Annotated in this window: 35 protein-coding genes; 29 read left to right on the forward strand and 6 right to left on the reverse strand. The window is 53.2% G+C overall.

What is annotated here, in order from left to right; translation table 11 throughout:
* The 6 genes from B3C38_RS10030 to B3C38_RS10055 all read right to left on the reverse strand — a co-directional run.
* Window positions 1-396 (reverse strand): sugar nucleotidyltransferase (locus tag B3C38_RS10030; RefSeq protein ID WP_286726944.1); only part of this gene is annotated, 396 nt, incomplete at its 3' end.
* Window positions 397-408: 12 nt separating this feature from the next.
* Entirely contained in the window at window positions 409-1,803 is a 1,395-nt protein-coding gene (locus B3C38_RS10035) for an undecaprenyl-phosphate glucose phosphotransferase (protein ID WP_055204969.1), read from the reverse strand.
* A gap of 31 nt (window positions 1,804-1,834) precedes the next feature.
* A complete protein-coding gene (locus B3C38_RS10040; RefSeq protein WP_070099833.1) occupies window positions 1,835-2,413 on the reverse strand; it encodes a UpxY family transcription antiterminator in 579 nt (192 codons plus the stop codon).
* 448 nt (window positions 2,414-2,861) lie between these two features.
* Window positions 2,862-3,935, reverse strand: coding sequence for a nucleotidyltransferase domain-containing protein (locus B3C38_RS10045; protein WP_022333136.1), 1,074 nt, complete (start codon window positions 3,933-3,935; stop codon window positions 2,862-2,864).
* Between the two features lie 219 nt (window positions 3,936-4,154).
* A complete protein-coding gene (locus B3C38_RS10050; RefSeq protein ID WP_286726946.1) occupies window positions 4,155-5,033 on the reverse strand; it encodes an exonuclease domain-containing protein in 879 nt (292 codons plus the stop codon).
* 30 nt (window positions 5,034-5,063) lie between these two features.
* Window positions 5,064-5,705 carry a LexA family transcriptional regulator gene (locus B3C38_RS10055; protein ID WP_286726947.1) on the reverse strand — a complete coding sequence of 214 codons (642 nt, stop codon included), beginning with the start codon at window positions 5,703-5,705 and terminating at the stop codon, window positions 5,064-5,066.
* 174 nt (window positions 5,706-5,879) lie between these two features.
* On the opposite strand from B3C38_RS10055, the gene B3C38_RS10060 reads away from it, so the two are divergent.
* The 29 genes from B3C38_RS10060 to B3C38_RS10195 all read left to right on the forward strand — a co-directional run bounded on the left by B3C38_RS10060 (window position 5,880) and on the right by B3C38_RS10195 (window position 22,088).
* A complete protein-coding gene (locus tag B3C38_RS10060) occupies window positions 5,880-6,101 on the forward strand; it encodes a hypothetical protein (RefSeq protein WP_032135591.1) in 222 nt (73 codons plus the stop codon).
* Window positions 6,102-6,103: 2 nt separating this feature from the next.
* Complete coding sequence (locus B3C38_RS10065; RefSeq protein ID WP_286726948.1) at window positions 6,104-6,457, forward strand: response regulator transcription factor; 354 nt, start codon at window positions 6,104-6,106, stop codon at window positions 6,455-6,457.
* A 1-nt stretch (window position 6,458) separates the two neighbouring features.
* A complete protein-coding gene (locus B3C38_RS10070) occupies window positions 6,459-6,731 on the forward strand; it encodes a DNA-binding protein (protein ID WP_286726950.1) in 273 nt (90 codons plus the stop codon).
* Window positions 6,732-6,828: 97 nt separating this feature from the next.
* The gene (locus B3C38_RS10075) at window positions 6,829-7,053 is read left to right on the forward strand and encodes a hypothetical protein (RefSeq protein WP_286726952.1); all 225 of its coding nucleotides are present in this window, start codon (window positions 6,829-6,831) and stop codon (window positions 7,051-7,053) included.
* Window positions 7,054-7,064: 11 nt separating this feature from the next.
* A complete protein-coding gene (locus B3C38_RS10080) occupies window positions 7,065-7,517 on the forward strand; it encodes a hypothetical protein (RefSeq protein WP_286726953.1) in 453 nt (150 codons plus the stop codon).
* 1 nt (window position 7,518) lies between these two features.
* A complete protein-coding gene (locus tag B3C38_RS10085; RefSeq protein WP_286726954.1) occupies window positions 7,519-8,376 on the forward strand; it encodes a hypothetical protein in 858 nt (285 codons plus the stop codon).
* Window positions 8,377-8,378: 2 nt separating this feature from the next.
* The gene (locus B3C38_RS10090; RefSeq protein WP_286726955.1) at window positions 8,379-8,702 is read left to right on the forward strand and encodes a hypothetical protein; all 324 of its coding nucleotides are present in this window, start codon (window positions 8,379-8,381) and stop codon (window positions 8,700-8,702) included.
* Window position 8,703: 1 nt separating this feature from the next.
* Entirely contained in the window at window positions 8,704-9,492 is a 789-nt protein-coding gene (locus B3C38_RS10095; RefSeq protein ID WP_286726957.1) for a DNA-methyltransferase, read from the forward strand.
* A gap of 109 nt (window positions 9,493-9,601) precedes the next feature.
* Window positions 9,602-10,426 carry a radical SAM protein gene (locus B3C38_RS10100; protein WP_286726959.1) on the forward strand — a complete coding sequence of 275 codons (825 nt, stop codon included), beginning with the start codon at window positions 9,602-9,604 and terminating at the stop codon, window positions 10,424-10,426.
* Window positions 10,423-10,848, forward strand: coding sequence for a hypothetical protein (locus B3C38_RS10105; protein ID WP_286726960.1), 426 nt, complete (start codon window positions 10,423-10,425; stop codon window positions 10,846-10,848). Before B3C38_RS10100 ends, B3C38_RS10105 begins: the two co-directional genes overlap by 4 nt.
* On the forward strand, window positions 10,845-11,135 hold the full coding sequence (locus tag B3C38_RS10110; RefSeq protein WP_286726961.1) for a hypothetical protein: 291 nt from the start codon (window positions 10,845-10,847) through the stop codon (window positions 11,133-11,135). The genes B3C38_RS10105 and B3C38_RS10110 overlap by 4 nt, the downstream gene beginning before the upstream one ends.
* Window positions 11,119-11,460 (forward strand): hypothetical protein, encoded by a 342-nt coding sequence (locus B3C38_RS10115; RefSeq protein WP_286726962.1) that lies wholly within the window; start codon window positions 11,119-11,121, stop codon window positions 11,458-11,460. The genes B3C38_RS10110 and B3C38_RS10115 overlap by 17 nt, the downstream gene beginning before the upstream one ends.
* A gap of 9 nt (window positions 11,461-11,469) precedes the next feature.
* Window positions 11,470-11,607: a hypothetical protein gene (locus tag B3C38_RS10120; RefSeq protein ID WP_286726963.1), complete on the forward strand. Its 138-nt coding sequence runs from the start codon at window positions 11,470-11,472 to the stop codon at window positions 11,605-11,607.
* Complete coding sequence (locus B3C38_RS10125) at window positions 11,604-12,038, forward strand: hypothetical protein (protein WP_286726964.1); 435 nt, start codon at window positions 11,604-11,606, stop codon at window positions 12,036-12,038. Before B3C38_RS10120 ends, B3C38_RS10125 begins: the two co-directional genes overlap by 4 nt.
* The gene (locus B3C38_RS10130; protein ID WP_286726965.1) at window positions 12,035-12,217 is read left to right on the forward strand and encodes a hypothetical protein; all 183 of its coding nucleotides are present in this window, start codon (window positions 12,035-12,037) and stop codon (window positions 12,215-12,217) included. Before B3C38_RS10125 ends, B3C38_RS10130 begins: the two co-directional genes overlap by 4 nt.
* Window positions 12,218-12,349: 132 nt before the next feature.
* On the forward strand, window positions 12,350-12,568 hold the full coding sequence (locus B3C38_RS10135; RefSeq protein WP_286726966.1) for a hypothetical protein: 219 nt from the start codon (window positions 12,350-12,352) through the stop codon (window positions 12,566-12,568).
* Window positions 12,565-12,981 (forward strand): hypothetical protein, encoded by a 417-nt coding sequence (locus tag B3C38_RS10140; protein WP_286726967.1) that lies wholly within the window; start codon window positions 12,565-12,567, stop codon window positions 12,979-12,981. The genes B3C38_RS10135 and B3C38_RS10140 overlap by 4 nt, the downstream gene beginning before the upstream one ends.
* 2 nt (window positions 12,982-12,983) lie before the next feature.
* Complete coding sequence (locus B3C38_RS10145) at window positions 12,984-13,439, forward strand: YopX family protein (RefSeq protein ID WP_286726969.1); 456 nt, start codon at window positions 12,984-12,986, stop codon at window positions 13,437-13,439.
* Window positions 13,440-13,441: 2 nt separating this feature from the next.
* Window positions 13,442-14,029, forward strand: coding sequence for a hypothetical protein (locus B3C38_RS10150; protein ID WP_286726971.1), 588 nt, complete (start codon window positions 13,442-13,444; stop codon window positions 14,027-14,029).
* 1 nt (window position 14,030) lies between these two features.
* Complete coding sequence (locus B3C38_RS10155; RefSeq protein ID WP_286726973.1) at window positions 14,031-14,474, forward strand: hypothetical protein; 444 nt, start codon at window positions 14,031-14,033, stop codon at window positions 14,472-14,474.
* Between the two features lie 13 nt (window positions 14,475-14,487).
* Window positions 14,488-14,985, forward strand: a complete 498-nt coding sequence (locus B3C38_RS10160) for a hypothetical protein (protein ID WP_286726975.1) — start codon at window positions 14,488-14,490, stop codon at window positions 14,983-14,985.
* Window positions 14,986-14,987: 2 nt separating this feature from the next.
* The gene (locus tag B3C38_RS12590) at window positions 14,988-15,299 is read left to right on the forward strand and encodes an HNH endonuclease signature motif containing protein (RefSeq protein ID WP_052011112.1); all 312 of its coding nucleotides are present in this window, start codon (window positions 14,988-14,990) and stop codon (window positions 15,297-15,299) included.
* Window positions 15,296-16,246, forward strand: a complete 951-nt coding sequence (locus tag B3C38_RS10165; RefSeq protein ID WP_286726976.1) for a tyrosine-type recombinase/integrase — start codon at window positions 15,296-15,298, stop codon at window positions 16,244-16,246. The genes B3C38_RS12590 and B3C38_RS10165 overlap by 4 nt, the downstream gene beginning before the upstream one ends.
* A 205-nt stretch (window positions 16,247-16,451) precedes the next feature.
* Entirely contained in the window at window positions 16,452-16,946 is a 495-nt protein-coding gene (locus tag B3C38_RS10170; RefSeq protein WP_286726978.1) for a phage terminase small subunit P27 family, read from the forward strand.
* A gap of 5 nt (window positions 16,947-16,951) precedes the next feature.
* On the forward strand, window positions 16,952-18,637 hold the full coding sequence (locus B3C38_RS10175; protein WP_286726980.1) for a terminase large subunit: 1,686 nt from the start codon (window positions 16,952-16,954) through the stop codon (window positions 18,635-18,637).
* Between the two features lie 15 nt (window positions 18,638-18,652).
* A complete protein-coding gene (locus B3C38_RS10180; RefSeq protein ID WP_286726981.1) occupies window positions 18,653-18,910 on the forward strand; it encodes a hypothetical protein in 258 nt (85 codons plus the stop codon).
* Window positions 18,911-19,017: 107 nt separating this feature from the next.
* A complete protein-coding gene (locus B3C38_RS10185; RefSeq protein ID WP_286726982.1) occupies window positions 19,018-20,211 on the forward strand; it encodes a phage portal protein in 1,194 nt (397 codons plus the stop codon).
* Window positions 20,198-20,857, forward strand: coding sequence for an HK97 family phage prohead protease (locus B3C38_RS10190; RefSeq protein WP_286726984.1), 660 nt, complete (start codon window positions 20,198-20,200; stop codon window positions 20,855-20,857). The genes B3C38_RS10185 and B3C38_RS10190 overlap by 14 nt, the downstream gene beginning before the upstream one ends.
* A 13-nt stretch (window positions 20,858-20,870) precedes the next feature.
* On the forward strand, window positions 20,871-22,088 hold the full coding sequence (locus B3C38_RS10195; protein ID WP_286726986.1) for a phage major capsid protein: 1,218 nt from the start codon (window positions 20,871-20,873) through the stop codon (window positions 22,086-22,088).
* Window positions 22,089-22,098: the final 10 nt, after the last annotated feature.

Below are 22,098 nucleotides of genomic sequence, written 5' to 3' on the forward strand. Positions count from 1 at the left end.
CTTGCCATCCTCCTCGGCCGTGCGGACTGCCTCGCGAAGAAGACCCGTGAAGCCCGAGCCGTGGAAGATGTTGTCGCCCAGAACCAGGCAGACCGAATCGTCCCCGATGAAATCCGAGCCGATCAGGAACGCCTGCGCAAGACCGTCCGGGGACGGCTGCTCGGCATAGCTGATGCGAACCCCGTAGTCGGAGCCGTCGCCCAGCAAACGACGGAAACCGCCCAAATCCTCTGGCGTAGAGATCAGGAGGATGTCGCGGATACCAGCCAGAAACAACGCCGATAAAGGGTAGTAGACCATCGGCTTGTCGTAAACAGGCAACAACTGCTTGCTGACGCCCTTCGTGATCGGGTACAAACGCGTTCCGCTGCCGCCTGCCAAGATTATGCCTTTCATAGGTTTCTGAAATTAATATGCGTTCTCATCCTGCCGCAGGGCATTCCATACCGTCATGAAGATGATGCGGATGTCGAGCAGCAGCGACCAGTTTTCCAAGTACCAGATATCGCGGCGTACGCGGCCTTCCATCTGGCTCAGGGAGTGGGTCTCGCCGCGGTATCCCGTCACCTGGGCCCATCCCGTGATGCCGGGTTTGATCAGGTGGCGAACCATATATTTGTTGATGAGTTTCGAGTATTGCTCGGTGTGCTGGAGCATGTGCGGCCGCGGCCCCACGATGGACATGTCGCCCTTGAGCACGTTGATGAACTGGGGTAGCTCGTCGATGCTCGACCGGCGCAGGAAATCCCCGAACCGGGTCTTGCGCGGGTCGTCCCGGGTCGCCTGCACCCTGTCGGCATCGGCGTTGACGCGCATCGAACGGAATTTAATGCACCTGAACGTCTGGCCGTTCTCCCCGCTGCGCTCCTGCAGGAAGAGCACCGGGCCCCGCGAGGTCAGTTTGGTGCCTATGGCCACGAAAATATAGATGAAGGGGAACAGCGTGCAGAGGAACAGGCTCGATACGGTGACGTCGAATGCCCGTTTGATAAACCGGTTCGACGCCTGCCGCAACGGCTCCTCGCGGATGTAGAGGATCGGTACGTTGCCCAGCAGTTCGAGGTTCATCGTGCGCTTCATGTAGTTGCGCAGGTTGGGCACGTAGAAGAAGCGGACGAAGTTGTTTTCGCAGAAATCCATGATCGGGAATATCTCTTCCGCGTAACGATCCGTCGAGAGGCAGCAGTACACTTCGTTTACCGGGTGTGCCTCCAGCCACGGCAGCGCCTCGTCCACGCTACCCAGGCAGGGGGTGTTGTCCGGCAGGGTGTGGTCGTTGTGGTTGCTGAAATAGCCGAGCACGCGGTAACCCGTGCTGGTGTTGTCGACCATTTCGTGGTATACCTCCACCGCATTGTCCTTGCTTCCGACGATGATCACGCGGCGGGCGTTGCGGCCGTGTCCGCGTGTGACATTGACCACGATGCGGCAGATGTAGCGCCACAGCATCAGCAATACGGTGAGCACGATGTAGAACGTCCCCATCAGGTGCACCGGCAGCAGCCCGTAGCTCCATACGGTCTGGATGAGCACGAAGAACCCCAGGTGGCAGAGTACGACGTAGAATACGCGGCGGATGATCTCCTCGTAGGGGACGATCCGCGAGGAGAGGATCACGCCGAACCACGAGAGGCCTGGGATGAAACAGATGTTGAGATAGGCGAATATCTCCAGCGAGCGGGCGATACAGGCCGGTTGCGGATACAGCGTGAGCGCCAGTATCCAGGACAGGTTCAGTAAGAATAGGTCTCCGATGATGACGGGAAGCTTTATGAGCAAAGACTCCCGCATGACTTGTTTCATAACCGAAAATTTAGAGGCGTTAATTTTCGAATTAACGTTGCGCAGATTGCGTATGTGTGGGAAGAAGGATCTGCTGATTTATTTTTTCGATATACCTCAGCGGCACGTAAGCCGTCAGTGCGGTGGCTATGTCCTTGATCGCCACGGCGACCTTGCTGTGCCCCTTGTGCCGGATGTAGCGGCCCTCGATCCCGGCGAACACCCCGCCGGTCACGCGGACGGCATCGCCTCCGGCCAGGTCGACGTCCTGCGGTGCCACGATCTCGACATGCTCGTTGCGTGTCGCCACGACCGCCATGAAATCCCGCATCTGGTTGTCCGGTATCACCGTCGGCGCCTTCGTCTCCCGATCCATGATGTAGCGGATCGGCAGGGTGGTGCTGGCCTTGATCTCCTTCAGGCGCAGGGCCGAAGTGCGGATGAACAGCAGGTTGTGGATGAGCGGCTCCCAGACCTTGCGCGTCCGCTCCCCGTATGTCCGCCGGGCGAAGTGCATCGGGATATAGCTCTCCACGCCGATGCCGTCCAGATAGCCCTTTACGAGCATCTCGCGGCCGTAGGTGACGCGCAATGCGTACCAGCGTTGTTTGTTTTCCGGATTTTCAGCCATGGGCATACCCTGGGGACACCTCCGCATGGGTGCGGTTGTCAAGCGATGAAATAATTGTGTAGGAATACGACTCTTGTCTCATGTACATCCCTACGATAGGGCCTGCGCATTTTTTCCTGTCGAACGCAAAGATACGAATTTTTCCCGCTCCGCCAACAACTCTGCTGCCATGCCGGGAATAGGCCATTCGGCCCGCGTAACAAACAATAAAGGACACAAAAAGGGCTGGATATTCCAGTTTTGCGCCTCTTTATGTCCTTATTTCTTGCCGATATGCACTAAAAAGCGTATACCTTGCGTTGTTTTACGATGCAAATATAGCTCTTTATTTTTAAATCCAAAATATCCGGCAAAAGATTTTCCCGGATCATGGCTGTTTTTGTCCTTTCGCGGCCAGCTTTCCCCGGGGGCGGATTCGGCCGGGAATTCCGGCGCCTGCGGCCTGCGGCTACCTGAATACGGTGAATTTCTCGTTCCACTGGCCGCGCACCGTATCGTAATAATATCTCCATACGGGTGTCCGGAGCACTTCGCGCAGCCGCCAGCGGTTCCGGTACGGGCCGGACAGTTTGCGCAACAAGCGCGGCAGGGGCTTGTCCGGCATCGGCGACAGGGTGAGTACCTCCTCCATGAACCGTCCGAGCATCCCCGCTTCGCATTCCGGGCCCGGAACCTCCGCCCCGAGGTATTCCACGGCGGCGGCCGTCATCAGGTCAGCGAACCTGTCCATGCGGTAGTCCTCCATCGCCGTGCGGAACAGTGCATGGTCGATCTCGTCCCAATGCCGTGTCAGGAAACATGCCCAGTCGCAGAGGTGCCGCAGCACAATTCCTTCCTTCTGGAAATGCACGGCGGCATGGCGTATCAGGAATATGGCGTTGAATGTCGCCCGGGGTGCCTGTATGCCCGGCGCCAGGCCGTGCGTGCCCTCCTTCTCCAGCAACCGCACCAACACGGCGTTCAGCTCCCGCTCCGTCCTGTTGCGGCGCACGTTGAGTATTGTCCTGTGGTTTTCTATCAGCACCCCGTCCCAGACGTATTCCGAATGCTTGGGGACGTCGAAATAGAGGTGTGCCCCGATCTCATGCAGGACGCGGTCGCCCTTGTCCGATTGGCCGTAGAGGTAAATGTCGATGTCACCGCATTCCCGGTGCTCCGGGAGGGGGTAGTCGCGGCTCAGTCCGAGCCCTTTGAGCAGCAACATGCGGAGTCCCTCTTCGGAGAACCGCGCCGCGAGTTTTGAGGCCGTTTGCTGCTGGTGGCGGTACCTTTCCTCCAGTTTTTCGGCCGACAGCGCCCAGCGTATGCGGGTTTCGCGCGGCGGTTGCTGTGCTGCGGGCAGCCGGCATATGCCGTCCCACACGACGGCGCTCAGCCCGTGGTCGGCGGCCATGCGGTAAATCCGCTCCCACGATCCCGGCGTGACGGCGGTGTCGGCGGTATCGCTCACGGGGGCGGCCCCGAGGCCCGCTCCGCTGCGTATGAGCCGGAAGAAATAAAGGGTGTCCTTGTTTATTGGCATTGGAAGGTTTTTATCGTCCGATAGTGCCGCAAATATACGACAATCTTGCGAATAATCAATCATGTAGGGAATTGCGGCTTGCAGCCACGAAAAAACGGCCGCCTTGAACAAGGCGGCCGTTCTCCGTGATCCCGCTGGGGTTATATTTTGCTGTTGAGATATAGCGCTTTATATCTTATTTTGCAGAGTTGTAACGCATTATTTGTAACGCATCATGGGTTAAACTGACGGTTTTTCAAATTTATACTCAATATGCTCCTGTTCAAATATGTCTATTAATTGATCTTCTGTCAACACTTCGATGTGGGCAGCGCCGCTGTTGTTTAATTCGGCAACCTTTTCCATTTTCTGTGGGCCCGGCATTTCCCCGCATACCACATAGTCGGTCTTTTTGTTAATTGCTGCTCGTATATTGGCTCCGCATTTTTCTAAAATAGTCCGGAGTAGTTCCCTTTCAATAAAATTATGAAATACCCCTGTTGCAACAATATTTTTGCCAGCGAAAAACGAACAAACCGGGATTTCTACTCCCGCAACCATATTGTTTATTTCAGCTTTTAGTTGTTCCTCCCTCTCTTTTTTTCTTTCAGCGGGCGTTTTTCTGGCTAATTCGGTTAGTTTGATGTATAGCTGAGCACATGCCGTTGCATCCGCAAGCGCCTCATGATGATTCGTAAGCTCTATGCCGTAGTCTGCGCAACACACATCAAGGGGCAAGCCGGTGAGGTTGTAGGTGCAATGCCATTTATTTACCTGCGGTATTGGCAGCCCATATACTTCAAGGGAATTATATAATACGGATCGGTCGAAAGAAACATTATGTGCCACCACGTTGTTGTTATTCAACATATCGTAAATTTGTTTGTGATACGCTACAAGGGTCGGCTCATTCTCTGTTTGGCTTGGAAATATTCTGTGTATGGCAATATTCTGTCTGTCATATTGGTTGTCTGGGGGCTGACATATAAAACTAAACCTATCAATTATTTCCCCATTTTTAACATGCACAATAGCCATTGAACAAGCGGAATTACGCTTTTTTGTCGCAGTTTCAAAGTCGATTGCGCAAAACTCGTCAAAATAATAATCTGAACGCATAGAAAATAGAATTAGGATGGCAGGATCGGGTTATAATGTATTTTTAGATATTCCGCCCTTCACGAGGTAGAGGCGCAGAATGTCGGTCTTTTCTATTTCGAACGGGTCGAACTCTTTGTTCTCGGACACGCACAGTATATGGGCGGGGTCGGAGCCTTTGCGCAGGTATTTGACCATCCTGTTACCGCTCTTCGTTACTACGAGGTACACGTTGCCGAAGTCGATGAAACTTTCCCGCCACTCTTTCAAAATGATGATCTGACCGCTCTTGTAAAGCGGAACCATAGAATCGCCGTACAAGTTCACAGCATCGGTACAGTCGCGGAATTCAGGAATCGACAAACTGATATATTTATCCGTCACCATATCGTCGAATTGCTGAACACCGCCGGCTGTCGCATCGACATCTATCCAGTAGCGAATTTTGCTTTGATTTTCTGGGTATTGAGGGAGTTTTTGCATTTCTCCCTCGCCTTTTTCCAACCAATCAATGTTTATAGAATATTCTTTTTCTAATATTCGTTTTATTGAATCGGATACTTTGATTCCTCCCTTTCCTCTGTATATGTCTGATAAACTACCCTGCTTTAGATGTAGCTTTTCTGCAAATTTTGCTTGGGAGGAGAATCCAAGTTCTGATTGCAAAATTTTTAATCGTTCATTTTCAGTCATATAATAGTATTGATAAATCTATAAATAATTATTATAGAATAATCTTTACAAAATGAAAGAATATTCTATATATTTGCATTGTGTTAATTAAGATATACCGCAAAGGTACGACGGAATTAACGCAATGTAAATAGCAAATATATATAAAAAAATCTACGAAAGCGCAAATTGGAAATGGAAATCCCTACAACTCTATCATTCAAAAAGGGGCTGCGAGAAGCCAAATATGGCGACGTCCCGGCGATCAGGGCTTCTATTATGGCCGCGCTGGGTATCACGAGCCGTCAGGCGTATGCGAACCGGCGCGACGGAAAAGTCGGCTATTCGGTCGACGACGTACGGTGTGTGGAGGCTGCATTCGCGGCCTACGGAGTAACCGACCCGTGGGGTGAATAGCCATGAAAACCGATGCGATTTTATCGAAGGCCGAGGCCCGGGTCGCCCGGGCGTACGTGGACGGGCTGATCGGAAAGGAGATCGCCGACAGGCTGTGCATATCCTATAATACGGTCATCCGGCATACGCAAAATATCTACGAAAAGATCGGCCGGAGGTCGGTGAATGCACTGGTCGCATGGTGGTTTTGCGAAAATTTCAATATCGACCTCCGAGAGGTCGGACGCCGTATCGGTGCTGCGTGCCTGTTGTCGCTGTTCTGCGCCTACACTTTCTGCGGCGGCGATTACGAACGCGCGACGCGCCGGGTGCGCCGCGGACGGCGGAATGAATATGAATACATAATCGAGGAATGATATGCTGACTTTGACCGAAATAGACATGATCGCCGAACGTGTGGTGCGCATGATGAAACCGGCCGACGAGATTATGAATATCGAACGGGCCGCGGAATACCTCGGAACGACGACCGACGCCTTGTCGAAACGGGTGGAGCGGCGCCAGGTGCCGTTCCACAAGCAGGGTAAGTTGTTATATTTTTCCCGTAACGAATTGAACGAACATTATTTGAGAGACAAGGACATGGTTGCGGCGACGACGGGAAACCTGTACGGGCGCCGCCGAAAATAAACCCTTTGCTAAATGGGATTGTGATTTTGCTAATGGCATTATGCCGGGGCGATGGCCTGCCGTGAGGCCCGCGATCGCTTTTTTCGATGAAATTACTATGGACGAAATATACCACAAGCGATGGCGCCCGGCGGACGTGCGCAAGTTGTCAGAATTATATGCGGCGGGACGGTCGCCCGAGGAGATCGCCGGGGAACTGGGACGTAATGTCCGGGCTGTGAAAAGCAAGGTGTGGCGCCTCGGACTGCGGAGGAAACAGATCGCCCGCGAAGCGCGGCGCAACCTCGATTGTATGCCAAACCCTTTTGGATGGATGAAATAACACTTTATATCATGAGGAATATTGTTGTGGTTGATATTGACGGCACCCTGTCCGTCGTCGGCGAACGCCGAAAATACATTGCCGGGGAACCGAAGGATTGGGAGCGGTTTTACGCCGACAAGTTCGACGACGATCCGATCCCGGAAGTCTGCGACCTGGTGCGGGAGCTTGCCAAAACCTATTCGATCTTATTCTGCACCTCGCGGAGCGAGTGCGCGCGCCAGAAGACGCAACTGTGGCTGCACCGGTACTTGGGGATGTCTCCGCAGGACTACACGCTGATTATGCGTGCGCCTGCGGACGAGCGCCCGGATGTGGTATCGAAGATCGACACCTTCACGGCCGAAACGACGCCCGAGGAACGCAACGCCGTATCCTTCGTCCTGGACGATAGCGAGGCTATGGCCGTGGCGTGGAAAACAGCGGGGTATACGTGCCTTCATGTAGTTGTAGGGGATAGATAATATGGCCGGATACCTGAAAATACCGCGCGACCTGTTCAATTCGGACGAGTGGAAAGAACACCGCGTTTTCGGCAAGATCGAGGCGCAGGTCGACCTGCTGCAGATGGCGGCCTATGTCGACGGGCGGGTGGTTCACTGTGCGACACGGGACGTGGTGTTGCAACGCGGCCAACTGCTTACGACGATGCGTTTCCTGGCCGACCGGTGGGGGTGGGGTGCCGCGACGGTGTACCGGTATTTACAGTCGCTGAGAAACAGCAATAGAAACAACATCCGAATACAGATTGAAACGGCTGTCGAAACAGGCAGGACGCTTATAACTATTTGTGATTATGGCAAATGGGATTTGGATGGCGTGGCAAATGAAACAACCGATGCAACACCTTTTGAAACAGCCTGTGAAACACCGGATGAAACGCTATCAGAAATAAAGTGTAGTAATACAGGGGAGATACAGGATAGAGAAAGCACTATATCACAGTTGGTAAGTGACTTTAAAATCGCGTGCGCACGTGCGGATACGCGCGAGGATGCCCGGCGCATCCACCGCGAGCTGTGGCGGGCCGGATGCTGGGACAAATCGTCGGAGGTGTGGAAGTCCCTCGGGAAGGAATACCAGTTCCTCGTCATGGTATGGATGTATTACCCCGACTTGCAGATGAAGATAGACGCGCCCCTGATAACGTGGCAATCCCGCGATTTGGTCGGGCACTATAAGCCCGGCGATTTGATGCGTACGGTGGAGGCTATGGCCAACAAGAAAGGCATCGAAAAAACGGTTGCCTCCGTCCACCGGACGCTGAGGATATGGCTGCGTCAGGATTGGGAGATAAACGGCCGAAAGGACAAACGAGAATAGCTATGTTCAAGCGTACGAAACAACCCACGCCGATACAAATGGTTTTGCGTGTTGTCTACGACATCCAGGCGCGCAAACGCGCTGCCCGGATAGAGCCCGACCATGCGCTGCTGATCGGCGACAGAATCTACCTTCACGTTTCGCAGGTTCTGACGCCCGAAGGCTTTAAGCGGATCGTGGATAAGCTCGTGGCCGATGGAATAATTCTTCGCGGCGACACCGCGCGAGACACGTACATTCGGATAGCCGATTACGATAGCGTCACAAGCCGCTATAATGACGCCCCGCGACGCCAGTCCCCTCAGTTAACCTTTAACGAACGATAAAATGAATAATATCGAGCTTTTTAACGATCATTTTCAAAATTACAAAGTTTACGGGATTCCGAAAGCGCAACTTATCATCGCTGACGTGCCGTATAACTTGGGCGCTAACGCCTATGCCAGCAATCCGGCCTGGTATGTCGATGGCGACAACAAGAACGGCGAAAGCGAGCTTGCCGGGAAGCAGTTTTTCGACACGGACAAAAATTTTCGACCTGCGGAGTTCATGCACTTTTGCAGCCAGATGCTTCGCAAGGATAAACCAATAAAGGTCGAAAAAAACGGACAGAAAGGCAAGAACAAAGGCAACGCTTCCTGCATGATTCTTTTCTGTCCTTTCGAGCAGATGCACTACTATATCGAACTCGGACAGCGGTATGGGCTGAAACGCTACATCCCGCTCGTATTCCGAAAAGATTTCTCCGCACAGGTTTTGAAAGCCAACATGAAAGTCGTCGGCAACTGCGAATACGGATTGATCCTCTACCGCGACCGCCTGCCAAAATTCAACAATGACGGGAGGATGATCTTCAACTGCTTTGATTGGGTACGCGATACCGATACGCCGAAGATCCACCCGACGCAGAAACCCGTACCTCTGTTGGAACGCCTGATCGAGATATTCACCGACAAGGGGGACGTAGTCATCGACCCATGCGCAGGAAGCGGAACAACCCTGCTCGCGGCGGCCAATATGGGACGTAAGGCATACGGTTTCGAGATCAAAAAGAATTTCTTTGCCGCTGCCCGTAGCAAAGTTTTAACGAGAGTCCAAAAATCATTATTCATATGAAAGTCATAGTCACCTTTTCTGGTGGGAAAGACAGCTGTATGAGTTATTACGGATTATGCGAATAGGTTTGGTTGACATAGACGGTCACCACTTCCCGAACCTCGCGCTGATGAAACTGTCAGCTTGGCATAAATCGCAGGGTGATTCGGTGGAGTTCGCCGACCCGATGTTCGGTCGCTACGACCGGGTTTACATGTCGAAGGTTTTCACTTTCACGCCCGATTGTCCGGACATCTACCATTGCGAGGTGATCCGGGGCGGGACGGGATTCCGGGACTATACGACGGTACTGCCCGGTGAGATCGAGCATATTTGCCCGGATTATTCGCTGTACGGAGTAAATGAGGCATACGGATTCCTTACCCGCGGCTGCCCGAACAGTTGCCCGTGGTGCATTGTTCCGCACAAAGAAGGAACTATCCGGCCCGCGTCCCCGCTACGGGAGTTCATCGGCGACAAACGCCGGGCTGTATTGCTCGACAACAACGTGCTGGCATCGGACTTTGGGCTGGAGCAGATCGAGGAAATAATCCGCATGGGCATCGCGGTTGACTTCAATCAAGGGCTGGACGCCCGGCGGGCCTGCAACGACGCTTACATCCTTGACCTGTTGTCGCGGGTGAAGTGGATTCGGTATATCCGGTTTGCCTGTGATAGAATGTCCCATCTGGAGGCAGTTACAAAGTGTGTCAAAGAGTTGGGGCGTCGAGGCGTTAAGCCATATCGCATTTTCGTCTACTGCCTGATACAAGATGTCGATGAATCATTGGAACGGATCAACGCCCTGCGCAAACTGGAAGTCTGCCCGTTTGCCCAGCCTTACCGGGATTTCGATAATAACATCGAGCCGACAAAGGAGCAGAAACGGTTGGCGCATTGGTGTAACAAGAAATCAGTTTTTTACAGTTGTGAATTTAAAAACTTTAGAGGATGAAAGACCAAGTAACGAGCATCGAGCAGTCGAAGCGGCTGATCGAGATTGGGGTGCCCGCAGATAAGGCGAGCATGGTGTGGGAATTGGCTCATGGTGCAGCGGGCGAAATAAACTACGAGCTCAAAATTTGGCAGGAGTGTAAGCTGGATAAGGTTCTGGCCTATCAAGAATTTCCCGAATCTTTTATCCCCGCCTTTACAGTCGCCGACCTGCTGGGGATGATTCCAGCTGAAATAACATACGGGAGATTGTATGTATCCCACCCGAAAATTCCAAGCGTCAAAAACGATTTTAATGTGTTTTACAAGAGGGTGGGACGCGAAAAGGGAGCTATCAAATCTTTTAGGCATCCTAATTTAACATGCGCCTGTGTTATGATGGTAGAATGGCTTTTGTCTAACGGCTATAAAATGAACATATGAAAAGCGAAAAAGCAAAAGCAATTATCCGTGAAAGTGATTTTTATTTCCAAATCGACGGGGTAACGTTTCATGAGGCCCGGGCGATGATGAAGAAGGACGCAATAAGGGCGGTCGAAATCGCCGAGCAGGAGGCCGAGGAGCGGATGCGGAAGAAAGCGGCGAAGGCGTATTGTCAAGACTGTTGCTGTACGGTAGTAGGTGAATGTAGATGCGGAATAGGATCGGAAAATTGTGTGGCATTACGAGATTTCATCCAAAAACTGACCGAGAATGAGAACGACGATTGAGGAAAGAGCAAGAAAGTATGCCTGTGATTATATAATTCCAGATAGTGACGAGTGTAAAAGATGTTACGATATTCATGGGAAATGCGAACACGATGCCTATATCCAGGCAGCTGTATGGATATTGGGCGAACTGACGTGCTGGCGCGACCCGAAAGAGGAGCTGCCGGAAGAACGTAGAGATGTTGAAGTCAAAACGGATAAAGGAACGGTGTCGGTTTGCAACATGGAGTTAGATGAGCTGGGTCGCCGTTTTTGGAATGTAAGCCGTACAAATTATATGATTCCAGATGCGAATATCATCGGCTGGCGGGAGATTCACGAATAAAACAGAGCCATGACACCGAAGGAACTTTACGACTGGGCGGTCGAGCATGGAGCCCAGGATTACGATATTTTAGTTGATGGTGATGCGATAGATTATCTGCTGCCGGAGATTGATGGACGACTTAAAATAATAGAAATCATACGATGATGAAACGAGAACTCACACTGCCCGACATTGTAGGGTACCTTCCGTATGGGTTGTACTGCTGGTATGGCGAAAATATCAAGGCCGCTCTTATGGTTGGAATTACTGATTATCAGATTCCGATTTTCGAAGTAGGCCGCAAGCCAATCCTGCGTCCGATATCCGATCTGCGCGTGGAGATCACCGAGCGAGGTTACAACGACGGGAAACCGTTCGTGCCTGTCAAACGGCTGGGCGAACTACTGGGTTCGGACTATGAGGATTGCCTAATTCTTGATTGCCGGATAAAATATTCACCAAGTGAAGTTTGGTATAGCGATATGTGCGCATTTTTCGACCTGTTCCACCGCCTTCACTTCGACTATCGCGGTCTGATCGACGCCGGACTGGCCGTCAGCGTTCACGATTTACCCACAAATCCCTATGAGGCATGAAAACCAAACTACTGCGCCGACTGAGGAAGGAAGCGCTCACAGAATGCCCCTGCGAGGAATTACAGGCATTTGCAGAATATGTTGGATGGAGCCATGACAAAACCCGCAGGCGCATCCAAGCAAAAAAGATGAATTACATCCTCCGCCGCGTTGCGGAGCTAAAACAGAAGAGAAAATGAAGAATGAAATTATAGCGTGGGCGTTGCTTTCAATCCTCGGAATCGTTACTGTTTGGCTTATGTATCGCGCCGTGGAAATACACGAACGGCTCAGAAAATCAATCGAGGAACTCAAAAAAGAAACAGAATCGCATGAAAACAGGACTTGAGATGATCGCAGAAAGGCAAAGTAAGCTATTGGTGTCAAGCGGGTGGTTGGGAGATATAGGCAGGATGATTATACGCGCAGAAATGCTGATTGAATTTCAAACCAGACCATCCCAAAAGGACGAAGCAATCAGATTACTCGCCGAGGCTGGTGCCCGCATCGCCACCGAGATCGACAGAATCAATAAATTATCCACAAAATGAAACTTACACGCGAGGAACTGAGACTAAGTTACAACGCGGTTTGCAACGCCTATCTGGCCGCTTTCTGCGAAAAGCACGGCTACGATTATGAGCCGGATGCGTGGGTAGGCAACGACCCCGGAGGAATTGCAGAGGTAGGCGATCTATTCGTGAGTATGGCCGATATGCTGACGGACATCGACCGGGACGCTCCGGAGGAGGAATACATCAAGTACTACGACTACTGTATGCGTGTCGGAGGGATTTGTGACGGCAAACTGAACACCCCGAATTACGACAGCTGGCTGCGGGGATGCCCGCGGATGGACGAGGAGCAAATAGCTCGGCTGGAGGAATTGCAACGGGATGTGCGTAGTGCAGAGATGAATTTGAAGGTCGAGATCGACAGACTTAATAACCTAAAACAAGAATAGTTATGCGAGAAATTAAATACAGGGGCAGACGCCTCGACAATGGGGCGTGGGAGTATGGAGATTTAGTCCAATTTGGACAGAAATGTCATACCCCTTGCAAATGCGCAATTATACCGGGTACAGCATCGGGGAGCGATCCACTTTGTAAGGTTTTATTAGATTATGAAGTTGATCCCGCCACCGTCGGCCAGTACACAGGGCTGAAAGACAAGAACGGAAATGATATTTGGGAGGGAGATATATTCAAAGAAGACGGTAGCGGAATTGTGCGATCCGTCTTCCGAGTTCCCGGCGGCCTTGCTTTAGAGGATAATCCTGTGTCGTTCGGCTATGACCATAGAGCACCGATGTATCCGTATTCGTCTATTGCTGATTCACAAAATGCATCATGGCTGGCTCAATGTTGCGAAGTAATCGGAAACATACACGACACCCCGGAATTACTTAAAACTGAATAACCATGCAGAAGATAATGTTTAACGACCGCTACGGACTGACGAATGCGGTCATCGAGGGGCGAAAGACCATGACGCGACGGTTGATTCCTGATGAGTTCTTCGGACTTACGTGGGACACGAGAGGCAACACCTTGGTTTATGAAAACGAATACGGGGATTTTATTGATGTCAGGCACTCGAAGTATACCCGCTATAAGCTCGGCGAAGTCGTGGCCGTGGCGCAGTGTTATTACAATGCGTTTTCGTCAAGATGTGACATCCCTGTATATGGCGCGGATAGAACACCGGGCTGGCTAAATAAAATGTTTGTGCGAGCGGATTTGATGCCCCACCAAATCCGCATCACGGGAATCCGTTGCGAGCGGTTGCAGGATATTTCGGATGCGGATTGCATGAAAGAGGGGGTGCGCGTAGAGTTTGCGAAGAATGGAATGCCGATGTATTATTATTTCGACATTAAACGATGGAGGCAGGTATGGTTTGACACTCCCCGCGAAGCCTTCGCCTCGCTGATAGACCGGGTGTCGGGTAAAGGTACTTGGGCATCGAACCCGTGGGTGGTGGTTTACGAATTCGAATTGGTGAAATAGTATGAAATTTACAACCCCCTGCTTTGTTCGCGTCGAGGATGCGGAAAAGCGAACCGAGTTACTCAAATGGATGTTTGATGTAGGATATGCGGGCCGCTATCGAATTGATCCATCCTGTCCGATTGTGGTTGCTGGTCTGGAAAAAGATTGTGCCGATGTGGCATGTGCGGGTGCAACAGAAGGGCTTGCGGTTTTCGGGCTTATCGACTGCGGCGATAACATCGAGCTGTTCAAGGCTCTGGTGGCGATGAACGACGAGAACGACATGCAACAATTGTTCATCTGCGACACCTACGCAGATATAGGATGCGTAATGTGGCATTTGTGCGAGAATAAGAAATTCAAGCACTACTATGTAGAATGGGAGGATGGAGAGACGGATATTCGCAGCGAATTCCGCAAGGCAACGGTCGAGGAGATCATTAAACATTTTAAAAAATCTTAAAGAATTTTATACAATGAAACCTTTTGACTTAGAGGCCGCCAAAGCAGGCGCGCCAGTGTGCACGAGGAGTAAAAAACCAGTAGAAATCATAACTACGAACGGAAAAGCAGGCAAATTCCCGATACTCGCATACGTCGGTTCTTCGGTTCGCGTGAGGTCGTTTTCGGCAAATGGTCAATATGGGTATAAATATGAATCGGCCGACGACCTTATGATGCGCGATGACGACTATGCCGAGAAGCTGGCGCGGGGAGAGTACGGGAAGCATATAGACGAAGCCACCGAAAAGGTTGATCCAACTATTAAGGAAAACTTAACAGTTGACCGGGAGTACTGGCGGAGGGTGTATGCGGGGGAAATAATGCCTGTCGTATTGTCTGCGGCTATTACAAATCGTGCGAATATCAAAGACGAGTACAAAGGCATGCCCGCTGAAGTGGCGGTTGCTCGTTCTGCTATCGCCCTCGCCGATGCCCTCCTTGAAGAGCTGGAGAAAACGGAGAAGAAATAGATATGCCAACCATCCCCAAGCCGACCCGGCGCGGCTATCTTCCGCCGAGGATCACACAAGGCCGACGTCTGCACGATAACGGTGAATTCTATCGGTCGACCCGATGGCGGCGGCGCCGGCTTCAAAAACTCGACGCGGATCCGCTTTGCGAGGAGTGCAAACGGCGCGGTCTTGTTACCCCGGCCACGGTGGTCGACCATATTGTACCGATTAACGAAGGGGGCGCAGCTATGGATATGGACAACCTGCAAAGCCTTTGCGACAAATGCCATAACCGGAAGAGCGGTATCGAGGCTCACAAATCAAGACAATGAAAACAAGTGCAACGATTAACCAGGTCATCGCCGAATGGTTGGCGAACATAGATGTAATGGCTACGACCCGCAGAAGCTATGGTGCGAAGGTACAGTTATGGTTCCGCTGGCTGCATGGCCGAGGGTGCGCTCCTCGGATGCCGCGCCGCGTCGATCTGCTCAGCTACAAACAGGATTTGGAAGCACAGGGGAAAACGGCGCTGACTGTCGACAGCTACGTGACGGCGGTGCGGTTGTTCTATAAATACTGCAAGCAGCGCGGGTACTATGACAGCATCGGCGATGGTATACGTTCCTCTGTGCGTTACAAAGGGCATCGCAAGGGACGGCTTATTGCTGCCGATGCTGCACGCCTGTTGGATTCTATCGACGTGACGACCAGGAAGGGCAAACGCGACAAACTGATGATCGCACTGATGTTGCTGTTGGCGCTTCGTACCTGCGAGGTCGAGCGGATCAACATAGAAGATTTCGACCGCACGGAAGATGGCATCCCGATCCTGTATATTCAGCGTAAGGGACGACATGAGAAGGTTGAAGCGATGGCTTTGCCGGACAGCATCGTCGAATTGTTCACGGATTATATCGCAGATCGGGATTTGAAGCCGGGCGAAGCGTTGTTCGTCGGCGAGAACCGAAAGGTACCGCAGCGGTTGTTGCGCACCTCGATCAGCCAGATCGTGCACGAACGACTGGCGGCAATAGGGATCAACCGACCCGATATAACGGCGCATTCGTTACGCCACACATGCGCTTCGATGATGGTTGAGGCCGGGGCCGACCTTGAGACCGTACGCGATATGCTCGGCCACACGACGACGAACACGACACGTATTTATGCGCAGGAAGTACACGCCCGAATGCTGCTTCGCAACTCGCCGTCGAAACTGGTGGAAAAAGCGATAAAACAGTTCCAGCGCGTCGGGCAGTGCGGTGTGTATATATAATTACTTCCGTGATGTATATGATACTGTGTTGTGTCATAAATTGACACAAACCTTCACGAGCAAAAACTATGAGTTAATGCGATAAAATATTGAAACATAGTGCGGAAGGGTAGGGGCTGGAATCACGACAGGGTGGCCGCGACACAACCGCCCCCACAATCTTCTGCACACACGTCCAAAATCTGAAAACTTTTTGAGTGAAATTATGGGAAGGAAACCGATCCCCGATGCAAAAAAATCCTTGCAGGGAACATTGAAAAAATGCCGGATGCAGGAAGCCTCGACGCCGACCTCCGGGGTATGCAAGCCGATCACCAAGACCACAGCGCCGCCGTGGCTCACGGACAAGGCCCGCAAGATATATGGCGATACGGCAAAAATGCTTATCACGTGGCGCGTGCTGACGAAACTCGACCTGCCCCTGTTAGCTGCGTACGCGGCGGCCTATGCTAACTTGATTGAGGCGAACGATGATATTGCGGAGTATGGGTATTTTGTTACGAACTACACCGACAGGGGCGTTTCGCGCACCTTGCATCCGGCTGCCAAAATGTTCAAGGATTCGTTGGATACGGTCAACAAGATCGGGGCGCAGTTCGGGTTGTCGCCCGTTTCCCGTCGGAGTTTCGACGCGGCCGCGGGCGCCAGGAAAGAGGAGCCGAAGAAGGAGGAAGATCAGTTTGCAGAGTTTTTCAAATGACAAGAGTGAAGAAGATACATCCGGCCGAACAATATGCCGCCGACGTCCTGTCCGGCCGTGTCGTTGCGTGCAAGTATATACGGCAAGCGGTAGAGCGCTATTACAGGGATTTGGATCAGGCTGTGGAAAAGGGATGGTATTTCGATGCACGTGCAGCAGAACGCTGTATCAACTTCATCCAGTCGTTGAGGCATATCAAAGGCGAGTGGGCCGGCCGGCCGATCACGCTGGAGCCGTGGCAGCAGTTCGTGCTCTGGAACGTGTTCGGCTTTCGCCGCTCGGCGAACGGTTACCGCCGCTTCAAGGAGTTCTATTTGGAGGTTGCCCGCAAGAACGGCAAAACGACGTTGCTGGCGGGGATCGGGTTGTATATGCTTTTCGCCGACGGTGAGGCCGGGGCCGAGGTCTACTCGTGCGCAACGACGCGCGACCAGGCACGCGAATGTTTCGGTGCGGCGCAGCAGATGGTCGAAAAATGTACGCTTTCGAAGCGGGCGAAAGTGTTCCGTTCTGCCGGCGGTTCGATCGTTTACGAAAACAACGGGTCGGTATTCAAACCGCTGTCGTCCGATGCCAAGACGCTCGACGGTAAAAATGCCTCGTGCACGATCCTTGACGAGTTCCATGCCCACCGAACCGACGAGGTGTACGCGGTCATGAAGTCGTCCATGGGTGCGCGCCGGCAACCGCTGATGTGCATTATCACGACCGCAGGTTTCAACCTTGCGTCTGCATGTTACACCTACCGCACGAGTGCGTTGAAATTGCTGTCCGGAATCATCGAGGACGACACGCTGTTCGTCATGATCTACACGCAGGACAAGCGCGAGGAGCTGGCCGATCCGGGTATGTGGTATAAGTCCAATCCGTGCTACGGAGCCTCCGTGATTCCCGAATACCTGCTCGAACAGTATAACAACATCCGTACGAAACCCGAGCAGGAAACGAACATCCTGACGAAGAACTTCAATATGTGGGTGCAGGCCGCGGACACGTGGATCAACGACGAGGTTTGGCGCGCCTGCAAAACCACGACCGACCCGGCGACGCTGGCCGGTTGCACCTGTTACGGCGGCCTCGACTTGGGGGCCGTCAACGATTATTCGTCGTTTGCGCTGGAATTCCATGAGGGCGGCAGGACGCAGGTGCTTGTCTGGTTTTGGATTCCCGAGGAAAAGTACCGCAGCCGGCAGGAGATGTTGCGCGAGAATATCAATATCGAGGTTTGGCAGCGGCAGGGATATATCGCCGTCACGCCGGGTAATGTCACCGACTACGACGCGATCCGGGCCGATATAAACAGGATTGCGGGGCAATACAACATCGTCAAGATCGGGTACGACCGATGGAACTCGTCGCAACTGGTCATCGACCTGCTGGCCGACGGGCTCCCGATGGACGGTTTCCAGCAGTCGATAGCCAACATATCGCCCCCGACAAAGGATTTCGAACGGCTTGTGCGGCTCGGAGAGTACGAACACTTCGACAACCCCGTGCTGCGGTGGCAGATGTCCAATGTCGTCGTCTACCGCGATGCCAACGACAATATAAAACCCTTGAAGAACAAGAGCCCCGAGAAGATCGACGGCATCGTCGCCGCGATCATGGCGCATGGTGAATACATGAGCGCACTGCGCGATCCGGAAACTCCGTCCGTGTACGAAAGCCGCGGTTTGAGAACATTCGATTAATCAAAATATACGACTATGAAAGAACCAACCAATCCAGCAACCACACGGCTCGACGCCAACACCTCGCGTTTTATCTCCACCCCGGCGGGATTCTATGACCGTTATATCCTCCTCCTGGCGTATTACGAAACGAACGAGCAGGCATACGAAGCGACCGAGCGGCAATATGCCGAGATCGTAGGGCGCCGCCGCTTCAAATGCTACGAAAGTTTCAAAAGTTCGTACAGCCAGTGGTGCAAACGCCGCTCGGGCACCCCTTGCAGACGGCATTAGGAGGCCGATTTGTTAAAAAGTTAATGCCGTTAACCTGCGAAAGTTAACGGCGTTAACCTTTTTTCCGAAAATTGTTTCCGAACCTTTGTATAGCAAAAACGCCGTACATGGGAATTGTCAGAAACATAATCGCACGCGCCGCGCTCCGCTTCGGGATTCCGGTCTTTTACGAACGCCGGATGTTTAATACGATGGGTGGCGATGCCAACGTAGATACCGACTTCGCATTGAAAATATCGACGGTTTGGTCGTGCGTCGACCTGTTGTCGGGTGCTATGTCCACGCTGCCGCTGCATGTCAAGGAGCGAACCGATAGCGGCCGTCGTGTGTTGTACGACCATCCGGTCGCCCGGCTGCTGATGAAGCCGAACCCGAAGATGAACGGGGTGATATTCCGGCGGGCGATGATGACTTCGGTGTGCCTTCGGGGGAATGCATACGCCTTCATTACCGCACGGGATGCGATGCAACGGCCGACGCGGCTCGATTTCGTGCTGCCGTGGAACGTGTCGCTGTGGGAAGGCGATGACGACATCTACTACACCATAGCCGGCAATGAGGCGAAGATTCCGAGCCGTGACGTTATCCACCTGAAAGGGTTGTCGATGAACGGGCTGTTGGGACTGTCGCCGATCCGCCAGCACGCCGACCTGCTCGAAACCTCGGGCAACTCGCTCGACTTTGCCCGCTCGTTCTATAAGAACGGATGCCGGACGACCGGGGTGTTTAAAAAAGACAAGACACTGAGCGACGAAGCGTATGAACGCTTGCGGAGACAACTCGCAGAGCAGTATTTCGGTGCGAAAAATGCCGGGAAACCGCTGCTGCTGGAGGACGGTTTGGACTATACGGCTATCACCATCCCGCCCGAGGACGCACAGTTCATCGCCACGCGCCTGCAATCCGTGGACGAGATCGCGGCGATATTCCGCGTCCCGCCCCACATGGTCGGCAATCAAAGCCATTCGACGTACAACAACAACGAGCAACAGAACCTCGAACTGTATAACCTCACGTTGCGACCCTGGATCGTCAACACCGAGGCCGAGTTCAACGACAAACTGCTGCGCGAGGATGAGAAGGGACGCACCTATATCGACATCGACGCAAAGGGTTTGCTGCGGGCCGACACGGCTGCGCGGACTGCCTTCTACAAGGAAATGTTTTATATCGGGGCGATGAACCCGAATGAAATCCGAGCCAGCGAGGACATGGACGGATACGAGGGCGGCGACCAGTTCTACCACCAGGCGAATATGGAGCCCGTGACCGGAAAATCTCAAAACAATGGAACAGAATAACGAAAAAGCAATCAATCGGCTGCTGCGGCGCTCGGTGCCCGTCACGGACTTGTGTGTCGAGCAGCGGGGCGAGGGTGAGGAACCCTCGCGGCGGATCAGCGGTTACGCAGTCCGTTTCAACGAATGGTCTAAACCCTTTTGGGGGGAATGGGTCGAAATGATCGACCCGAAGGCGTTCGACGGATGCGATATGTCCGATGTACGCATGTGCACGGATCATGGTACCGACTGCGTGGATGTGCTCGCACGCTACCGCGATGGGGCGGGGACACTGAGCATCGAGATCGACGCCGTAGGTGTCAAATTCTCGTTCGAGGCCCCGACGACGACGCGCGGCAACGACATCCTGGAACTGGTGCGCCGCGGCGACATCAACGAGTGCAGTTTCGCGTTCGTCGTGGCCGAGGACAGCTGGTCATGGAAAACCGCGAACGCTTCGCAGCAGTACGACCAGCGTGTCGTAAAACGAATCGCAAAGTTGTACGATCTGTCGATCGTCATTGTCGGGAAATACGATAACACGTCCGCCGTAGCGGAACGGGACGCCGTCGACGAACTCCGCACGGAGGCGACCCGGACGGCGCATAAAAGCCTCGAAGTCGTACGGGCCCGCGATTTCCTGGCTTCCGAACTCGAAAACTTTTAACACCTTCAAAACTATGAAAAGCATTAAAGAATTGAAAGAGGAGCGGTCGGTGCTCCACGAAAAGATGCACGAGATCGTGCAGACCGCCGAGCAGCGGAGCGACACGGCATTCACGGCCGAGGAGCAGGCGCAGTACAACGAATACCGGACGGAGTATGACGCCCTGTCGGAACGCATCGCACGCCTCGAAGCCGACGAGCAGCGTGCGGCCGAGCTGGCCCGCCCCGTGTCGACCGCATTGGGCAAGGGTGCCGATACCGAAGAGACCCGCGCCGAGAAGCGCAACGAAGAGCTGCGTGCAGCCTTCCTCGATGTGTTGTCGGGACGCAAGACCCGCAACGACCTGACACAGGAGGTGCGCGACGGCCTGTTCCTCGGTGCGTCGAACAACCAGATCGTCGTGCCGAAGTTGGTGATGAGCAAGGTGACGATGGCGCTCAAGAGCACCGGCACCTTCCTCAATGCGGTAGATTTCGTCATTACCCAAACGAGCGATTCCTACGTCCTGCCGACCTACGACGCTACGGGTGACGAGCTGGTGCGCGTGAAAGAGGGTAGCAAGACGTCCGACGATTCGTCGAACAAGTTCGGCGGCACGGAGATCAAGGCCTACGACTACAACACCAAGATTCAGAAGATCCACGTCAACCTGCTCAAGACGTCGGGCGTCGATGTGGAGGCCGTCGTCGTCGAGGCGATCGCGCAGTGCATCCGCCGCGGCTTGAACAAACTTGCGACGATCAGCGGGACGGGTACCGACGACATTACGGCACTGCTGAGCAGCGCACCCACCGGGGTGACGACCGCCAGCAAGGACGCCGTGACCTACGACGAACTCGTCGATATGGTCGCCAGCGTAGACGGCGCCTATGCGGATTCGTGGATCATGTCGCGCAACACGCTGCTGAACATTGCGAAGATCAAGACCACGGACGGATCGCCGATCTTCCTCAAGGACGTAAACACCGGGGCCATCACCCACATCCTCGGCCATCCCGTGGTCATCAACAACGACATGCCGCAGATTGGTACGGCCGAGGCGAAGGTCATTGCCTTCGGCGACCCGAAGGCCTACCACCTGCGTATGGTGGACGGTGTGCGCATGACCGTATTCTACGAGAAGTACGCCGACGAGAACATGATCGGTATCATGGGGCACATCCTTGCGGACGGCAAGTTGAACGATGCGGGCACGCACCCGATCAAGGTACTCGCACTCGCTTCGGCATAACAGGGGACGG

Origin of the sequence: Alistipes sp. UBA1686 (genome assembly GCF_002320215.1) — a bacterium.
In the GTDB taxonomy this organism is placed as follows: Bacteria; Bacteroidota; Bacteroidia; order Bacteroidales; family Rikenellaceae; genus Alistipes; species Alistipes onderdonkii.

Bases quoted from the DNA above. Each gene is read 5' to 3' on its own strand.
- B3C38_RS10155 (WP_286726973.1), top strand. From the start codon at position 14,031: ATGAAATTTACAACCCCCTGCTTTGTTCGCGTCGAGGATGCGGAAAAG.
- B3C38_RS10095 (WP_286726957.1), top strand. From the start codon at position 8,704: ATGAATAATATCGAGCTTTTTAACGATCATTTTCAAAATTACAAAGTT.
- B3C38_RS10035 (WP_055204969.1), bottom strand. From the start codon at position 1,803: ATGAAACAAGTCATGCGGGAGTCTTTGCTCATAAAGCTTCCCGTCATC.
- B3C38_RS10065 (WP_286726948.1), top strand. From the start codon at position 6,104: ATGAAAACCGATGCGATTTTATCGAAGGCCGAGGCCCGGGTCGCCCGG.
- B3C38_RS10040 (WP_070099833.1), bottom strand. From the start codon at position 2,413: ATGGCTGAAAATCCGGAAAACAAACAACGCTGGTACGCATTGCGCGTC.
- B3C38_RS10120 (WP_286726963.1), top strand. From the start codon at position 11,470: ATGACACCGAAGGAACTTTACGACTGGGCGGTCGAGCATGGAGCCCAG.
- B3C38_RS10135 (WP_286726966.1), top strand. From the start codon at position 12,350: ATGAAAACAGGACTTGAGATGATCGCAGAAAGGCAAAGTAAGCTATTG.
- B3C38_RS10165 (WP_286726976.1), top strand. From the start codon at position 15,296: ATGAAAACAAGTGCAACGATTAACCAGGTCATCGCCGAATGGTTGGCG.
- B3C38_RS10045 (WP_022333136.1), bottom strand. From the start codon at position 3,935: ATGCCAATAAACAAGGACACCCTTTATTTCTTCCGGCTCATACGCAGC.
- B3C38_RS10080 (WP_286726953.1), top strand. From the start codon at position 7,065: ATGAGGAATATTGTTGTGGTTGATATTGACGGCACCCTGTCCGTCGTC.
- B3C38_RS10170 (WP_286726978.1), top strand. From the start codon at position 16,452: ATGGGAAGGAAACCGATCCCCGATGCAAAAAAATCCTTGCAGGGAACA.
- B3C38_RS10050 (WP_286726946.1), bottom strand. From the start codon at position 5,033: ATGCGTTCAGATTATTATTTTGACGAGTTTTGCGCAATCGACTTTGAA.
- B3C38_RS10075 (WP_286726952.1), top strand. From the start codon at position 6,829: ATGGACGAAATATACCACAAGCGATGGCGCCCGGCGGACGTGCGCAAG.
- B3C38_RS10085 (WP_286726954.1), top strand. From the start codon at position 7,519: ATGGCCGGATACCTGAAAATACCGCGCGACCTGTTCAATTCGGACGAG.
- B3C38_RS10130 (WP_286726965.1), top strand. From the start codon at position 12,035: ATGAAAACCAAACTACTGCGCCGACTGAGGAAGGAAGCGCTCACAGAA.
- B3C38_RS10100 (WP_286726959.1), top strand. From the start codon at position 9,602: ATGAAACTGTCAGCTTGGCATAAATCGCAGGGTGATTCGGTGGAGTTC.
- B3C38_RS10125 (WP_286726964.1), top strand. From the start codon at position 11,604: ATGATGAAACGAGAACTCACACTGCCCGACATTGTAGGGTACCTTCCG.
- B3C38_RS10070 (WP_286726950.1), top strand. From the start codon at position 6,459: ATGCTGACTTTGACCGAAATAGACATGATCGCCGAACGTGTGGTGCGC.
- B3C38_RS12590 (WP_052011112.1), top strand. From the start codon at position 14,988: ATGCCAACCATCCCCAAGCCGACCCGGCGCGGCTATCTTCCGCCGAGG.
- B3C38_RS10055 (WP_286726947.1), bottom strand. From the start codon at position 5,705: ATGACTGAAAATGAACGATTAAAAATTTTGCAATCAGAACTTGGATTC.
- B3C38_RS10190 (WP_286726984.1), top strand. From the start codon at position 20,198: ATGGAACAGAATAACGAAAAAGCAATCAATCGGCTGCTGCGGCGCTCG.
- B3C38_RS10145 (WP_286726969.1), top strand. From the start codon at position 12,984: ATGCGAGAAATTAAATACAGGGGCAGACGCCTCGACAATGGGGCGTGG.
- B3C38_RS10110 (WP_286726961.1), top strand. From the start codon at position 10,845: ATGAAAAGCGAAAAAGCAAAAGCAATTATCCGTGAAAGTGATTTTTAT.
- B3C38_RS10180 (WP_286726981.1), top strand. From the start codon at position 18,653: ATGAAAGAACCAACCAATCCAGCAACCACACGGCTCGACGCCAACACC.
- B3C38_RS10185 (WP_286726982.1), top strand. From the start codon at position 19,018: ATGGGAATTGTCAGAAACATAATCGCACGCGCCGCGCTCCGCTTCGGG.
- B3C38_RS10090 (WP_286726955.1), top strand. From the start codon at position 8,379: ATGTTCAAGCGTACGAAACAACCCACGCCGATACAAATGGTTTTGCGT.
- B3C38_RS10115 (WP_286726962.1), top strand. From the start codon at position 11,119: ATGAGAACGACGATTGAGGAAAGAGCAAGAAAGTATGCCTGTGATTAT.
- B3C38_RS10105 (WP_286726960.1), top strand. From the start codon at position 10,423: ATGAAAGACCAAGTAACGAGCATCGAGCAGTCGAAGCGGCTGATCGAG.
- B3C38_RS10140 (WP_286726967.1), top strand. From the start codon at position 12,565: ATGAAACTTACACGCGAGGAACTGAGACTAAGTTACAACGCGGTTTGC.
- B3C38_RS10160 (WP_286726975.1), top strand. From the start codon at position 14,488: ATGAAACCTTTTGACTTAGAGGCCGCCAAAGCAGGCGCGCCAGTGTGC.
- B3C38_RS10195 (WP_286726986.1), top strand. From the start codon at position 20,871: ATGAAAAGCATTAAAGAATTGAAAGAGGAGCGGTCGGTGCTCCACGAA.
- B3C38_RS10060 (WP_032135591.1), top strand. From the start codon at position 5,880: ATGGAAATCCCTACAACTCTATCATTCAAAAAGGGGCTGCGAGAAGCC.
- B3C38_RS10150 (WP_286726971.1), top strand. From the start codon at position 13,442: ATGCAGAAGATAATGTTTAACGACCGCTACGGACTGACGAATGCGGTC.